Source organism: Streptomyces sp. NPDC058457, assembly GCF_042720695.1.
GTDB lineage: Bacteria > Actinomycetota > Actinomycetes > Streptomycetales > Streptomycetaceae > Streptomyces.
The window spans coordinates 22,528-38,015 of record NZ_JBHXLU010000018.1; the positions used below are offsets into that span (position 1 = coordinate 22,528).

10 protein-coding genes are annotated in these 15,488 nt (G+C 73.0%); 4 read left to right on the top strand and 6 right to left on the bottom strand.

Going from position 1 to position 15,488, the window contains the following annotated elements; translation table 11 throughout:
• Positions 1-6 precede the first annotated feature (6 nt).
• Both ACFWPS_RS17055 and ACFWPS_RS17060 read right to left on the bottom strand, forming a co-directional pair.
• On the bottom strand, positions 7-441 hold the full coding sequence (locus tag ACFWPS_RS17055) for a roadblock/LC7 domain-containing protein (protein ID WP_383705766.1): 435 nt from the start codon (positions 439-441) through the stop codon (positions 7-9).
• Positions 438-3,308: a nitrate- and nitrite sensing domain-containing protein gene (locus ACFWPS_RS17060; RefSeq protein WP_383705768.1), complete on the bottom strand. Its 2,871-nt coding sequence runs from the start codon at positions 3,306-3,308 to the stop codon at positions 438-440. The genes ACFWPS_RS17055 and ACFWPS_RS17060 overlap by 4 nt, the downstream gene beginning before the upstream one ends.
• Positions 3,309-3,741: 433 nt before the next feature.
• Between ACFWPS_RS17060 and ACFWPS_RS17065 the strand changes: the two genes are divergently transcribed.
• Positions 3,742-4,212 (top strand): hypothetical protein, encoded by a 471-nt coding sequence (locus tag ACFWPS_RS17065; protein WP_383705770.1) that lies wholly within the window; start codon positions 3,742-3,744, stop codon positions 4,210-4,212.
• Between the two features lie 57 nt (positions 4,213-4,269).
• On the opposite strand, the gene ACFWPS_RS17070 is transcribed toward ACFWPS_RS17065, so the two are convergent.
• From ACFWPS_RS17070 to ACFWPS_RS17085, 4 genes are all read right to left on the bottom strand, one after another.
• Positions 4,270-8,865 (bottom strand): hypothetical protein, encoded by a 4,596-nt coding sequence (locus ACFWPS_RS17070; protein ID WP_383705772.1) that lies wholly within the window; start codon positions 8,863-8,865, stop codon positions 4,270-4,272.
• Positions 8,866-8,915: 50 nt separating this feature from the next.
• Positions 8,916-9,785, bottom strand: coding sequence for a hypothetical protein (locus tag ACFWPS_RS17075; protein WP_383705774.1), 870 nt, complete (start codon positions 9,783-9,785; stop codon positions 8,916-8,918).
• A 133-nt stretch (positions 9,786-9,918) separates the two neighbouring features.
• Positions 9,919-11,457, bottom strand: coding sequence for a hypothetical protein (locus ACFWPS_RS17080; RefSeq protein ID WP_383705776.1), 1,539 nt, complete (start codon positions 11,455-11,457; stop codon positions 9,919-9,921).
• Between the two features lie 150 nt (positions 11,458-11,607).
• Positions 11,608-12,303: a GntR family transcriptional regulator gene (locus ACFWPS_RS17085; RefSeq protein WP_383705778.1), complete on the bottom strand. Its 696-nt coding sequence runs from the start codon at positions 12,301-12,303 to the stop codon at positions 11,608-11,610.
• Between the two features lie 185 nt (positions 12,304-12,488).
• On the opposite strand from ACFWPS_RS17085, the gene ACFWPS_RS17090 reads away from it, so the two are divergent.
• Genes ACFWPS_RS17090 through ACFWPS_RS17100 form a run of 3 tightly spaced genes read left to right on the top strand, consistent with a single transcriptional unit; the run spans position 12,489 to position 15,449 of the window.
• Positions 12,489-13,808 (top strand): MFS transporter, encoded by a 1,320-nt coding sequence (locus ACFWPS_RS17090; protein ID WP_383705780.1) that lies wholly within the window; start codon positions 12,489-12,491, stop codon positions 13,806-13,808.
• Positions 13,809-13,834: 26 nt separating this feature from the next.
• Complete coding sequence (locus ACFWPS_RS17095) at positions 13,835-14,671, top strand: putative hydro-lyase (RefSeq protein ID WP_383705934.1); 837 nt, start codon at positions 13,835-13,837, stop codon at positions 14,669-14,671.
• Positions 14,672-14,690: 19 nt separating this feature from the next.
• Positions 14,691-15,449: a LamB/YcsF family protein gene (locus ACFWPS_RS17100; RefSeq protein WP_383705782.1), complete on the top strand. Its 759-nt coding sequence runs from the start codon at positions 14,691-14,693 to the stop codon at positions 15,447-15,449.
• Positions 15,450-15,488 lie beyond the last annotated feature (39 nt).

Genomic DNA, 15,488 nt, shown 5'->3' on the forward strand with positions numbered 1-15,488 from the left:
ATCCCACTACCCGCCCGAGGGCAGATCGGTGCGCGGAACGGACCCCAGATGTACGCCGACCCGCTTGACCAGCAGCGTCATCTCGTACGCGACCTGGCCGACGTCGGAGTCGGCGTCGGAGAGGACGGCGAGGCAGCTGCCGTCGCCGGCGGCCGTGACGAACAGGAAGGCGTCGTCGAGCTCGACGACGGTCTGCCGGACACTGCCCGCCTCGAAGTGGCGGCCCACGCCCTTGGCGAGGCTGTGGAAGCCGGAGGCCACGGCGGCCAGGTGCTCGCTGTCCTCTCTGGTGAGGTCCTTGGAGACACCGGTGGGCAGGCCGTCGCCGGAGAGCACGACGGCCTTGCGGATGCTGGCGACCCGGTCCACGAGTTCGTCCAGCAGCCAGTTCAGTTCGCCCTTGTTCGTCGCCGTGTTGCCGGTCGCCTTCGGATCGGTCATCGACCGTCCCCCTTAGTCGTTCCTTGTGCTGTGCTGTTCCGGGAGCCGTCACCCTCGCCGTTCTCCGCACGGCCGCGCTGCCAGCCGCGCTGGAGCGAGGCCATGCGGCTGCGTACCTCGTCGGCGTCGCGCTCGACGGGGTCCTGTTCGCGCGCGGCGGGTGCTGCGGGTTCCTGTCGCAGCTGTGGGGCCAGGTTGGCCTGCCGTACCCGCCTGGGCAGCGGCCGGGTGCCGGACGCGGCTTCCGGGGATGTGCTGCCGAGGGGCGGGACGGAGTCGTCGGTGCCGCTGCCGGCGGTGATCGCGGAGCGGCGGGTGCGCCGGGGCAGGGCGGGGGGTCCGGAGGGTTCGTCCGGGCCGCCGGCCTGGGGCGCCGTGCGTTCGTCGACGCGGTCGGCCGAGCCGATGACACGGCCGGCCGATCCGATGGCGCGGTGCGAGGACGGGTCGGTGCGGCGGCGGGAGGGCAGTGGGGCGAGTCCGCCCGGTTCGGGGCGGCCCTGGTCCACCCGGTCCCGCTCGCCCCGGTCCTCCCGGCCGTCCGGCTCGACGCGGCGGGAGCGCTGCTCGGTGACGGGCTTGCCGTGCGAGCTGACCAGCTTGGGCGTCCGCCGTCCGGGCAGCGGTACCGGGCCGCCGGGGCGGTCGTCGCCGAAGCCGTCCGCCGTCTCGCGGGCCGGCTGATGAAGTTCGGTCACGGCGGGCGTGGTGTCGTCGGCGCGGGCCAGGGAGCGGCGGGGGCGGAACAGCCCGCCGCGCTCGCTGTCGTCGTCGGTGAGCGCGCCCGGGAAGTCGTCCAGGGCGTCCAGGTCGACGGGTGCCTCCAGCTCGACCGGGCCGTCCAGCAGCGCGGCCGGCAGCCCGGGCCGCTGTGCCGCCGCCTGGCCCGGCGAGGTGGCGCGGCCCTCCTCGGGTTCGGCCTCCCTGGCCGGGTGGTTGCGGTCGAGGCGGAAGCCGACCCCGTTGGTGTCGGGGACGTCGTCGGTCAGCAGTACGTCGGGGAGGAAGACGACGGCTGTGGTGCCGCCGTAGGGGGACGGCTGGAGCGAGACACGGACGTTCTGGCGCTGGGCGAGGCGGCTGACCACGAACAGGCCGAGCCGGTCGGTGTCGGAGAGCTCGAACTCGGGCGTCTCGGCGAGTCGCAGGTTGGCGTCCAGGAGTGCCTCGGCCGCCATGCCGAGACCCCGGTCGTGGATCTCCAGGGTGAAGCCGTTGGCGACGCGTTCACCGAGGACCTGCACGGCGGTGTGCGGCGGCGAGAACACCGTGGCGTTCTCCAGGAGTTCGGCCACGAGGTGGGTGAGGTCGGCGACGGCTGGGCCGGTGACGGCGACGCGGGGCAGCCGGCGGACCTCGATGCGCTCGTAGTCCTCGACCTCGGCCACGGCGGCGCGCACCACGTCCATCAGCTGGACGGGCCGGCGCCACTGCCGCGAGGGGGCGGCGCCGGAGAGGATGACCAGGCCCTCGGCGTGCCTGCGCATCCGGGTGGTGAGGTGGTCCAGGCGGAAGAGGTCGGCGAGTTCGTCGGTGTCCTCGGTCCTGCGTTCCATGGTGTCGAGCAGGGTGAGCTGCTTGTGCAGCAGGACCTGGCTGCGGCGGGCGAGGTTGACGAAGACCTCGGAGACGCCGGAGCGCAGCTCGGCCTGCTTGACGGCGGCCTCCACGGCGGCGCGCTGCAGGGTGTTGAGGGCCTGGCCGACTTCGCCGATCTCGTTCCTGTCGTACTCCAGGCGCGGGACCTCTGTCTCCACGTCGACCTGTTCGCCCGTGGACAGCCTGCGCATCACGCTGGGCAGCCGGACCCCGGACGCCTCGTGCGCCTCCTGACGCAGCAACCGCAGGTCGCGGATGAGGCTGCGGCCGACCCGGACCGACATGACCAGCGAGAACAGCACGGCGGCCAGGCCGAGGACACCGACGACGGCCGCCTGGACGAACTCGCTGACGGCGACGGGCCGGATGCGGTCCTCGAAGCGGTTGCCGACCTGGTCGTCGAGGGTGCGCAGCTCTTCGAGCACATTGCCCGCGGTGGCGTCCCAGCTCTTCGCGCTGACGTCGTTCGGCATGCCGGACCCGGCGGCGAGGACGGACTTCTCGGCGGCCAGCAGCGGGGCGGTGGTGGCGCTCCGCCAGAAGCGGTCGAAGCGGTCGCGTTCGCCGGCCGGCAGCACCGGGAGGCTGATGTCGTAGAGGAGGGTCCGCTGGGCTATGAGGTCGGAGATCTCACGGGTCTCCTCGCGGGAGACCTTTCCGACCACCAGAGCGGAGCCGAGCAGGGCGTCCTCGCGGGAGACGAGCTCCCGGGCGCGGGTGATGTTGACGAGGGCGCGGGCCTGCTTGTCGATCTCGACGTCGTCGGTCCCGTCGAGGGAGCCGAGCAGCAGGTAGCAGGGGTCGACGACGGCGTTGTAGAGGGCGAGGGCCTGGGCACGGTCCACGGTGCCCTGCTCGACGCTGCGCCGCAGCGGGTCGATGCCGTCGAGGCCGTCGAGCTCGGCGGTGAGGCGTTCGCTGTCGTCGGCGTTCAGGCCGTCGCGTACGTGCTGTTCCCGGGCGTTCTCGCGGAGTTGGGCCACGGTCTCGTCGGTGGCGGCGCGCGTGCGGTTCAGGGCGGTGAGCGCGTCGGACGCCCGCGGGTCGGCGAGATAGACCAGGGTCTGCCGGCGTTCCTGCTGGAGAGCGCGGACCGCGTCCTCGGTGGGGTAGCCGATGTCCTCGACGATCGACGACACCTGGAACATGTGAGTGACTTCGCGTCCCGTGAGCACGGCCGCGAAGCCCCAGACGGCCGTCAGGGACACCAGCGGCACGAGAAGCAGCGCCACGATCTTCCGGCGGATCGACTTCCCGCGAAAGCGCATGGCCTCCCCCAGCTCGACCCCCGCCGGCCGGGGGTACACATGTACGTCAACAAACGGCGCGAGCCTACTACCGTCACAGGGATAACTCGAAGAACTGTCCGGACGGTGAACTTCCGCCTCGGTGCCCGGACATGACGGACGGACAGGATGAGTTGTCCGGGCATTGCGGGAGATTGCCACCGCGATCGCGCCGACTTCACGCGAGTGGGGCGGGAACGGCACGAAGGATCAGTTGGCCGGAATTTTTCCCCGGTTGGGAATCATCGGGCGTGTTCGTTCGTCCTTGTAGACGGGAGATGGGTGCGGAATGGGCCACAGGAGCCGCATCTCCCATCCGGGCGGCGTAAAACAGTGCAAGCCGGGCAGCCACTGGGGAGTCGGGGTCGTCGGACACCGGTACGAGGGCTTGCCGGCGGTGGGGAGTGACACGTTGATGGGGACGGCTCAGCGGCGCCTGGCGCCCGAGGACGGTACGGCGGCGCGCCCGACGGTGATGCAACAGCAGCCGCAGTACCGGCCGTTGTGGGTCGAGGAGCCTGCCAAGCGGTACCGGATGCCGGATCCGGTGCGGACGTCGGCGGTGCGGGCGGTGATCATCATCGCTGTCACGCTGACGCTGGCCATGGTGGCGTTCTTCTGCACGATGGCGGAGTCCTGGCTGGCGTTCCCGATGGTGGTCAGCAGCGTGGCGAGCACGGTGGTGGCCACCTGGAGCGCGGTCGACGTCCTGGTGACGCGTCAGGTGTGGAACCAGCGCAACGGCGTGGTCTCGGAGCCGAGCAGCACGGCACGCACGCTCCGCCGCGAGCGGCGCGCGGCCCGGCGGCAGGAGCGGGCCGCCGCTCGTGAACAGGAACGGATACGGCGGCGGGGCGGCCAGGCCGGGCAGCTGACACACCCCTGAGGCCGTCGTATGCGGATCCGGTATCGGTATCCGTAACCGGCCGGAGCACGGGGGCCGTCAGGCCGACGGCTTCTTGAACATCCGTGTGGCGGTGATCTCGCTGTGCACGACCTCTCCCGCCTGCGGCTGCTGCGGCAGCCCGGGCCGGAGATGCTCCTCCACGCTGATGTACTTCAGGCCGGCCCTCAGGTCCGCGTCGTTCCGCAGCCGGATGACCAGCGGGAACTCGGCCAGCGCCGTCGTATCGAACAGCCCGGTCGTGTACAGCAGTTGCACGCCCAGTGCATCCGACACGGCCCGCTGGAGCTCCAGCAGGTAGGTGGCGTTGGCGCGCCCGATGGGGTTGTCGAGGAACAGCGTCCCCGCGTGCCGGTGCTTGTCCCGCCCCCGGTCGTTGGACCGCAGGGCGGCCATCGTGCAGTACAGGGCGATGGCCGCGGTCAGCAGCTGGCCACCGGAGAACACGTCCCCCATCTGTCCCACCGGCACCCGCTCAGCGCGCAGTACCGCGTCCGGCTTGAGGATCTCGACGGCGACGCCCTTCGGCTGAAGCGCGGCCGCGACTCCCCTCAGCAGCAGGGACATGCCGTCCCGCCGCAGATCGGAGTTCTTCTTCACGGCGGCCCGGGTCGCCTCGTCGACGACCTCGCCGAGCCGCTCGGTGAGCGTGGCATGGTCGGGCTCCTCGAAGCGGATGCGGAGGAACTCCTGCCCGGACCACTCGCCGAGCCCCTCGGGCAGCCGGGAGAGCCGCTGGGCGGAGCGCAGGGTCGCCAGCGCGGACTCGACGAGCCCGCGCAGCCGGTCCACGATCGAGTCCCGGTTCCGCTCCAGCTGGGCCAGTTCGTCGGTCAGCACCCGCAGCCGCGGCGCGAAGGCGTCCGCCCACTTCTGGGCGTGCTCGGGCAGCGCGGAGGCGGGCAGTTCCCGGATCTGCTGGCGCGCGGGGGTCCGTACCGCCTCGTACCGGGTGGCGTTGGCGTGCCGTACGAGGACATCGCTCGCCTCCCGGACGGCGGCCTCGGCGGCGGACAGGTCACCGGCACAGCCGCGCAGCGATCTGCGGGCCTCGGCGGCGGACTGCCGGGCCTCCTCCAGGCTGCCGGGGTACGGCTCGGCCTCTTCCTGCTCGTCCTCCGCGGTGTGCTCGCGCAGCAGGTCGCGGAGCATGGCGGCGATCTCGTCGATGCCTCCCGCCGCGTCCTCGGCCGCGCGGTGCGCGTCCAGCAGCTCGGCGTGCGCCTCCCGGGCCTGGGCCAACGCCTCGGCGCGGGTGGCCAGTTCGGCCGTCGCCGTGCGCAGCAGCGCCTGTGCGTGCTCGGCGTCGCGCGGCTGCAGCTCCTCGGGCAGTTCGGTGTGCGCCTCGCCGTCCTCGGGGGCGCGCCGCTCGGCCTCGCCGCGGAGCCGTCCGAGCTGCTCGCTCGCGGTCGACATGCGGGTCTCCAGGAGCTGTACCAGTTCCTCCGCGCGGGCGGCGGCGGCCTGCCGGGAGGGGCCGTCGGAGCCGTCGGGCGACTGGAGCAACTGCTCCGCGCGGGTGCGGACCTTGTTGCTGAGCCGCTCCAGCTCCGCGAGCGCGGCGCTCTCGTCGCTCTCCGAGCGGGCCTGCTCGGCGCGCAGGTCGGCGCCGACGCCGACCTTCTCGTACAGCTGCGAGGCGGCCCGGTAGGCCTCGCGCAGGGCGGGCAGCGAGGACTTGGGGGCGTCCTCGGCGGTCTCGGGCACGTCGTCGGGGGCGCCGGCGATCTCGGAGCGCTCGGCGCGCAGCGCGCGGGCGGTGCGGCGGGCGTCGTCGGCGGCGCGCTGGGCACCGCGCCGGTCCTCGTCGGCGACGCGGGCGCGCTCCAGGCAGGACTGGGCGCGGGCCTCCGACTCGGTGGCCTCGTCGGCGAGTTCACGCAGCCTTACCTGCCAGCCGGCCCGTTCGCGCAGCCGGAACGCGAGGCCGGCGAGGGCGTCGGCCGCGCGCCGGGCCCGCTGGGCGGCCTCCTGCCGTTCGTCGCGTACCTGGGCGGCCTCGGCGGCGGTCTCCTCGGTCTCCGCGCGCACGGTCCGCGCCTCGGCCAGCTCGGCCTCGGACTCCTCCGCGAACACCCGCGCGTCCCGGGCTTCCTGCGCCAGCTCCACGAGCCGCCCGGCCGGGCAGCCGGTGCGCCAGGAGGCGAGCCGCGCGGCCAGCTCGCGGTCCTTGCCGAGGCGTGCGGCGAGGGTACGGATCTCCTCGTCCCGCTCGGTGGCCCGCGCGCGCAGCGTCTGCCGCTCCTCGTCGGCGGCGTGCTCGTCGTGCATGGCCGGGTTCGGCGGAACGAGGAACACGTCGCCCGGGGTGGCGCCGGCGGCCGGGGTCGGCGCGAGCAGGGCGGCGGCGGTGCCGACGGCCACGGCGGAGCGCGGCAGCAGAGCCGCCTCGCCGAGCGTCTCGCGGGCGCGGGCGTGCGTGTCGGGGTCGGTGATGATGACGCCGTCGACGAGTTCGGGGCGGGCGGCGAGCACGCGCGCATGGTCGGCAGGGTCGACGGCCTGGGCGAGGTAGCGCCAGCCGGGCAGCGCGGGGATGCCGTGCTCGCCGAGGAACTCGACGGTGGCGAGGACGTCGGGGCCGGGCGGCAGCAGTCCGCCGTCGCCGAGGGCGCCGAGGATCCGCGAGTCGTCGGCGGCCGCGGTGCGCAGCTCGAACAGGTACCGCTCGGCGGAACCGACGGCGTCGTCCAGCAGCTCCCGCAACTCGTCGGCGAACCGGTTGAGTTCCTCGGGGGTGAGCGTGCCGTCGCCGCCCTCGTGGCGGGGTCGCGGAATGGCGGTGCGCGAGCCGGTGAGGCCCAGCAGCTCGGTGAGCCGCTCCTCTGCCGCCAGGCTCTCGGCCAGGCGCTTCTCGGAATCGTAGGTCCGCTCGGCCGCCGTCGCGGCGTCGGCCGCGCGGGCGGCGGTGAGTTCGGCGCGGGACTCGGCGGAGGCCGCCTCGCGCGCGTGCTCGCTCGCCCTGCGGGAGGCCTCGCGGGCGGTGTCCCAGGCGGCCACGGCCGTCTTCTCGGCGTCGCTCGCCGCGAGCGCGGCCCGGGCCGGGTCGGCGTCCGGGGCACTGTCGTCGAGCCAGCCCGCACGGACCGCCTCGGCGGTCTCCTGCTCGACCTCGCCGAGCCGCTGCCGGAGATGCCCGGCCTCGCTGCGGGCACGCTGTGCCTCGGTGGCGGCCGAGGTCGAGTCCCGGTAGGCGGAGTCGCTGACCTCCTGGAGTGCGGCCGACCGCTCCTCCTCCTCGTTGGCGAGGTGCTCGGCGCTTCCGGCGGCCGTGTGCAGGGCCCGCACGAGCTCGACGGCGGCCTTGGCACGGGCGGCGAGGGCGGGAGCCGCGTCCCGCTCGGCCTCCTGGATGGCGGCGGCCACGCGCGCGACGCGGTCGGCGGCGGCGCGGTGGCGCAGCGCGGCCTCGGCGGCCTGCCAGGCGGAGTGCAGGGTGCGCGCGTCGGCCAGCTCGCGCTTCTGCGCGGTGGCGGACTTCTCGCCGACGGCCAGCGCCAGGGAGGCGTGCCGGTAGGCGAGTTCGGCGGCGATCAGTGCGCTGCGCTCACGGGCGCCCTCCGAGTGCGTGACGGCGTAGGCGGCGGCCGTGACCCGCTGGGCGAGGTCGGCGGCGCGCACCCGCTCCTGCACGCCCCGCGCGGACAGCCGCCGCGCCAGCGTGCGGGTACGGCGCTCGGCGCCCGCGTGGATGTCACGCGCGCGTGACCGCGCCTCCGCGGCCTCCACGATCCGCCCGAGCAGGTCCACCGACCCGGCAGTGAAGTCCCGTTCGGCGATCAGCTCGGCACGCCGGCCCAGCTTGTTGCCGAAGCCGCCGACCAGGTCGGCGAGCCCGTCGGTGTCCCGGGTGTCGGTCACGGCCCGCAGCAGCAGGTCGGTGAAGTCGGAGTCCTTCTTCACCGCGAAGAGGCCGGCGGCCTCGCCCTCGTCAGCGTTCATCTCGCGCTGGTAGCGGAAGAGCTCGGGGTCCAGGCCGAGTTCGCCGAGGTGCTCGATCCAGCGGTCGTGGATCTCCTCCCAGTGCACCTCCAGATGCGGATAGAACTTGCCCGCCTCGGTGATGGCGTCCCGGAAGCCCTTCATCGTGCGCCGCCGCCCCTGCGCGCCGGAGGCTCCCTCGACGGGCGGCCGTACGGCGGTGGACTCGGCGACCGGCAGGTTGTCCAGCGAGAGTCCGGGGCCGGGCCGGAACGAGTACCAGGCCTCGGCGAACTTCCGCGGGTCGTTGGAGACCTGCCGTCCCCGCCACTCGCTCACCTTGCCGACCACCACGCACTCGCCGGTGAGCGTGTGCTGCCACTCCAGGGCGACATGCCCGCAGTCGTCGGCGAGCAGGAACTTGCGCAGCACACCCGAGCTCGCCCCGCCGAGGGTGTTCCGGTGCCCCGGCAGCATCACCGAGAAGATCAGCTTGAGCAGGACCGACTTGCCGCCGCCGTTCTCCAGGAAGAGCACGCCGGCGGGCGCGGGCCGGCGCGGCGGACCGACCGGCTCCTCCTCGAAGAACTCCGCCTGGGCCGGCGCGGGGTCGGGCACGGGCGCGCCGACGCCCCGCAGGTCCAGCACGGTGTCGGCGTAGCGCGCACCGGCCGGCCCGATGGAGTAGAGGCGGACCCGGGACAGCTCGTACATGGCGGACTCTCGTAAGACGTGGGAAAGGGTGGTGACGGCTCAGGAACGGCTCAGGAGTGGAACGGCAGACCGGCGTCGGCGACCAGGTCCAGGTCCTCGGTGTCCGAGGCGGGCAGCAGGCTGGCCGTGCCGTCGGTGACCGGGACGACGCCGAGTTCCAGCAGCTCGGCCATGGCGGCGCTGCCGGCCATGTCCCGCACCTGCAGCTGGTAGCGGGCCGTCGTGCGGTACGTGCCGCCCTGGTCGTCACCAGTGCGCTGGAGGAACCCGGAGTCGGTGAGGAACACCACCGCCTTGCCGATGATGCCGGTGGTGGAACCGGCCAGCCGGCGGGCGTCCTTGGTGGCGCCGGTGGCGCTGCGTCTGGCCCAGATCCGCCAGGCGGCCTCCAGGCCGGGCGCGTCGGTGGCCGGGTCGGTGTTCTCCCCCAGCTCGTCGGCCCGCTCCTCCAGGCGGCGGCAGGCCTGCCGGACGAAGGCGTCGACGCCGTTGACCGTGATCCGCCCGATGTAGCCGTCGTCGGCCAGGTCCTCGGGGCGCGGGAACGCCAGCGCGGCGACGGCGAGATGGGCGAGCCCGTGCAGGAACCGGTCGCTGCCGTCCGCGGACGTGCGACGTGCGTAGTCGCCCATGCGAACGGCGAACACCGAGTCCTCGGCGGCGGTCACGGCCATCCCCGCGCGGGGCGACACCTCAAGGACCACGAGCCCCAGCCCGGCCGCCACGGCATCGGCGAGCCGCGCGAACGGAGGGTCCTCCCGGTACCGCCGCAGCAGGTCGGTGTACTCCTGATCACGCGCGGGCTGCAACTTGGGCTGCAACCCGAAGGCGACGAGCCGAGCCGCGTCGGCGGCATCGGCGGGCGTGACGGCAGCGCTCGCTGACGCGACAGCCGCTTCAGCCTCGACGTACTCGCTCACAACGACAACTCCTCGATCTTGAAAGCAGGGGTGCACTGGTGCGCCCCTGCAGGGGCGCGGGGCTGTGTTGAATTTGCGGCTACCGCCGCGTGGGCGCGAGAAGCCCCCACCGGCCCGCACCCGGCACACGACATCACGCGGCCTCGGTCCGATCCGCAGCCATCCCCACCGCATCCAGCAAAGCAGTCCCCACGATCAGATCGGCACCACCGAATCCGGGGTCGTCCAGCTCCGTACCGTCGTCCACCGCGAACAGCAGCTTCTGCTCGCCCTGCCGGTAGGCCGTGCCGACGGCCGGGCTTGCAGCGTGCACCGCCAGCAACGCAACGAGGTACGCCAGATCCTCCCCCTCGTCGCCCCCGATTCGCCGCGCCTCCGCCAGCAGCCCCGACAGCCGCCGAGGCGCGTCGGCCGGCAGGTCCAGCAACCGCATGGCGTCCGCCAGCTGCTCCTCGCTGAACCGGCTGTCGTCCGGCGTGGCGATGAGGTCCGGCTCCGGCATCTCCGCGCCCAGGTGCTCCCGCTCCACCGGCGGCGTCAGCAGTATGTCGACGAGGTCGCCCACCCGCACCGACACCGGCGTCCGCAGTCCGGTCCCGCGCGCGAAGAACGCCCCTGTGACCCGGCTCGCCTGCTCCAGCGGCAACGGCAGCAGCGGCGCGAGAAGGTGTCCGTACAGGTCCGTCCCCGACGTCGTCATGGGCGTCGCGAACGCCTGCCGGTCCTGCTCCGCGCGGAACAGCGGCCCGGCCTCCAGCAGTCGCGACTGCAACTGGGTGTGCCGTCGGATGCAGTCCTTGACGATGTCGACGAGCTCGGCGGCGCGCCGCTTGTTCTCGGGCTCCTCGGTCTCGTCGCGGGCCTTGCGGATGTTGGTGAGGATCGCGTTCTCGTGCCGGTACCGGTCGGCGACGTGGTCGAGGGCCTCGGCGATCATGTCGGGGACGGCGTTGAGCCAGTCCACCGCGCGGACATTGCGCCGGGTGGCCTCCAGGGCCCGGCGCAGGCTCTCGGAGTACTGCACGGTCCGGTAGCGGGCCTGCTCCGCGGCGAGCTGGGCGTCGGCGAGCCGGCCGCGGTTGATCAGCACCTCGAGCTTGACCTCGGCAGCGATCTGGGCGCTGGTGACGTCCGTGTCGAGGGCGCCGACCAGGACGTTGACCGCCTCGTCGGTGGTACGGAGGTACACCGTGCCGCCGGGGCCCGGCACCTCCTCGATGAGCTTGAAGTCGTAGTCCCGCCGGACGTACGACCCGTCCGGCGCGAAAGTGCCGTACACCGCGCGGAAGCCGCGGTCGACGCTGCCGACGTTGATCAGGTTCTCCAGGACCCAGCGGGCCACGCGCTCGTGCTCGGCGACCGGGCGGTGCGGGGTCTGGGCGGAGATGCGCGGGATCAGCCGGGCGACGATCTGCTCGTGGTCGGCGCCGGTGTCGAAGTCCATGTTCAGGGTGACCAGGTCGATGGCGGAGAGGGCCACCTCGGCCATGCCGTACACCGAGTACTCGCCGGCCAGGTTCGCCTTGCGTGCGTCGAGGTCGTGCAGCGGCGCGGTGCACGCGAGCGCGCGCAGCCGCCGCGCCAGCCCCTCGTCGGCGGCCGGCCCCGGGGCGGGGCGCGGCCCCGCGCTGAGCTGGGGCGGAACGCTGTCCGTCGATGCAGGCGAAGTCACGGTGCACAGACTAGGTCCTGGGTCTGACATCGGCCCAAACGACGCGGGTGGCTCCGCCGGTGGGGCCGGGTACCGCAGGACGGTTGTCAGAGTGCGGGCCGGTGGGGGCTGGGCGCGCAGTTCCCCGCGCCCCTGACGGGGCGCTGAGACTTACGGGGCGCTGTCCACTCGGCGTCGGTAGACCTCCACCACTCGTTCCAGGGAGTCCGTGAGGTACGTCTCCAGCAGACGCTCGGCGCCGCGCCTGTCCCCGTCCTCCAACGCCTCCAGGATCTCCCGGTTGCGGGCCAGGTACGGCTCGTGCAGGGCGTGGGGGTCGTCGACCACGTGGAACGCGAGGCGGAGTTCCGCGAAGACGCTGCGCATCAGCTCGTCGGTACGTTCGCTGCCGGCCAGGGCGACGAGTTCCCGGTGGAAGTGGATATTGGCCGTACCCACCGCTTTCCAGTCATCCGCGGTGGCCGCCGACTGCCCCTCGGCGACCGCCGCCGACAGGCTCTCCAGGGCGTACGGCGGCTCGCCGAGGCCGCGTACGACGGCGCACTCGACGAGGGCGCGGGTGCGGTAGATGTCCTCGACGTCCTCGACGGTCAGGACCCGGACGAAGACGCCCCGGTTGAGTTCGTGGACCAGCAGGCGCTCGTGGGTGAGCAGCCGGAACGCCTCGCGCAGGGTGTTGCGGGAGACGCCGAGCGCGCCGCCGATGCCGTCCTCGGACAGGCGGGTACCTGGCGGGAAGTAACCGTCCGCGATACGGCTCCTGAGGATGTCGGAGACCCGTTCGGCGGTGCTCGTCCGCCCGAGGAGGGCGCGGTCGTCGGCCAGTCCCGTCAGCTGCTCTGCCATGCCCGGAATTCAACCGCAGACACAGGAACGAAACAACGTGGGTATTGAAGGATCGTTGAACGATCCTCTACGGTGCTCATCACGCTCACCTTGTACGGCCCTTGGCACGGCTCTTGGCACGGCCCTCTGTACGGCCCCGCACTGCTCAGTCCCCGCACCCTCCGTCCCTCTTCTGCGAGGTGCCCATGAGCACGACTCCTCCACCGCAGGCCCTGACCTCCGACGCGCACCCGGGCATGGGTGAACGCACGGCCGAGGACGGCGCGTTCGGCTGGTTGCGCGCCCTCGGTCCGCGCGGCCGGCGTGCGTTCGCCGGTGCTTTCGGCGGATATGCCCTGGATTCGTACGACTACTTCACCCTCCCGCTGAGCATGGTCGCGCTCGCGGCGTACTTCGGTCTGGACAGCGGCCAGACCGGCCTGTTCACCACCGTCACCCTGGTGGTCTCCGCGGTCGGCGGCGCCGCGGCGGGCGTGTTCGCGGACCGGGTCGGCCGGGTCCGCGCGCTGATGATCACGGTGGTCACCTACGCGGTCTTCACGGTGGCCTGCGGCTTCGCACCCAACTACGAGACCCTGCTGGCGTTCCGCGCCCTCCAGGGCCTCGGTTTCGGCGGCGAGTGGGCGGTCGGCGCGATCCTGGTCGCCGAGTACGCGAGCGCCCGGCACCGAGGCCGCACGCTGGGCGCGATCCAGAGTTCCTGGGCCGTCGGCTGGGCTCTCGCCGCGATCGTGTACACGCTGGTCTTCTCGTTCGTCGGCGACGACATGGCCTGGCGGGTGATGTTCTGGACCGGCGCGCTGCCCGCGCTCCTCGTAGTGTGGGTGCGGCGCCGGGTGCACGACGCCCCGCAGGCGGTCGCGGTACGCGAACAGAGCCCGCAACGCGGCTCGTTCGCCACGATCTTCCGGCCGGGCACGGCCGACGCACCCGGTCTGCTGCGCACGACGGTCTTCGCGGGCCTGCTGTCCACGGGTGTCCAGGGCGGCTACTACACGCTGGCCACCTGGATCCCGACGTATCTCAAGACCGAGCGCGGTCTGTCGGTGGTCGGCACCGGCGGCTATCTGACGTTCCTGATCTCGGGAGCGTTCCTCGGCTACCTCACCGGCGGCTACCTCACCGACCGGCTGGGCCGGCGCCGCAACATCTGGCTGTTCGCGGTGCTGTCGGCGGCCTGCGTGCTGGCGTACGCGAACATCCCGGGCGGCGCCAACACGCTGCTCCTGATGCTCGGTTTCCCGCTCGGCTTCTGTATGTCGGCGATCTTCAGCGGCTTCGGTTCGTACCTGAGCGAGCTGTACCCGACGGCGGTGCGCGGCACCGGGCAGGGCTTCACCTACAACGCGGGCCGCGCGGTGGGCGCGGTCTTCCCGACCCTGGTGGGCTTCCTGGCCGACAGCTGGGGCGTGGGCGGCGCGCTGGTCTTCGGCGCGGCCGGCTACGCACTCGCCGCCCTGGCCCTGTTCGGACTGCCGGAGACGCGTGGGAAGGAACTGGCGTGAACCGTACGGAAGATCACGTTCTCACCCTGGCCGCGGAAGACCTCCCGGCCACGGCAGACCGTCCCGTCACGCTCGTCGACGAGCACGCGCACGCGTGGCGCCCGAGAAATGCCCGGGCCCGCTTCCGGGAGGGCCTCACGGGCCCCACGGCCGGGGTCGCGGCCGGTCATACGCAGGCCAACCTGATCTCGGTGCCCGCCGACTGGGCGTACGACATGCTGCTGTTCTGCCAGCGCAATCCGAAGCCCTGTCCGGTGCTCGACGTCACCGACGCCGGTGCCACGGGCACGGTGCTCGCGGAGGGCGCGGACCTGCGTACCGACCTGCCGCGCTACCGGGTGTGGCGGGACGGGGAGCTGGTGGACGAGCCGAGGGACGCGCGCGCGTACTGGCGGGACGATCTGGTGTCGTTCCTGCTCGGGTGCAGCTTCACGTTCGAGTGGGCGCTGGCCGGGGCCGGGGTGCCGATACGCCATGTCGAGCAGGGCCGGAACGTGCCCATGTACGTGACCAGCCGGCCGTGCCGTCCGGCTGGGCGGCTGCAGGGGCCGCTGGTGGTGTCCATGCGCCCGGTGCCGCCGCGGCATCTTTCGGCCGCGATCCGGGAGAGCAGTCTGTTCCCGGCGGTGCACGGCGGCCCCGTACACTGCGGCGATCCTTCGGCACTGGGCATCGAGGACCTCGGCCGGCCCGACTTCGGCGACCCGGTGGACGCCGACCCGGACGACATCCCGGTGTTCTGGGCGTGCGGAGTGACCCCGCAGGCGGCGGTGATGGCGTCCCGGCCGCCGTTCGCCATCACGCACGCGCCGGGCCAGATGTTCATCACCGACGCCCGCGACGAGCAGTACCGCGTGGCCTGACAGGAGAGACAGCGCATCCATGACCTCGATCGACCTGAACGCCGACCTCGGCGAGGGCTTCGGCCGCTGGCGGCTCACCGACGACGAGCAGCTGCTGTCCGTCGTGACCAGCGCCAATGTGGCCTGTGGCTTCCATGCGGGGGACGCGGCCACCATGCGGCGGGTGTGCGAACTGGCGGCCGGGCGCGGGGTGACGATCGGCGCCCAGGTGTCCTACCGGGACCTGGCCGGGTTCGGGCGGCGCGCGATGGACGTGCCGCCCGCCGAGCTGGCGGCCGAGGTGGCCTACCAGATCGGCGCCCTCGAGGTCTTCGCCCGTGCGGCCGGCGCGCGCGTGGCGTACGTGAAGCCGCACGGCGCGCTCTACAACCGGGTCGTGCACGACGAGGAGCAGGCCGCCGCGGTGGTCGACGGCGTGCTCCTCGCGGACGCCTCGCTGCCCGTCCTGGGGCTGCCCGGTTCCCGGGTGCTCGCGTTGGCGGAGCAGGCGGGGCTGCCGGCCGTCACGGAGGCGTTCGCGGACCGGGCGTACACCGACCAGGGGACGCTGGTCCCGCGCGGGCACGAGGGCGCGGTGGTGAGCGACCCGGAGACGGTCGTGGAGCGCTCGGTGGAACTGGCGCGCTCCGGCGCGGTCACCTCGCACTCCGGCGCGCGTATCACCGTGCGTGCCCGCTCACTCTGCCTGCATGGCGACACCCCGGGCGCCGTGGAGCTGGCGCGCAGGGTGCGTGCGCGGCTCGCGGCGGCGGGCGTGACCGTGGCGGCCTTCGCATGAGGACGAGTGTGAACACGAGCGTGAGCACGAACCCGCAGT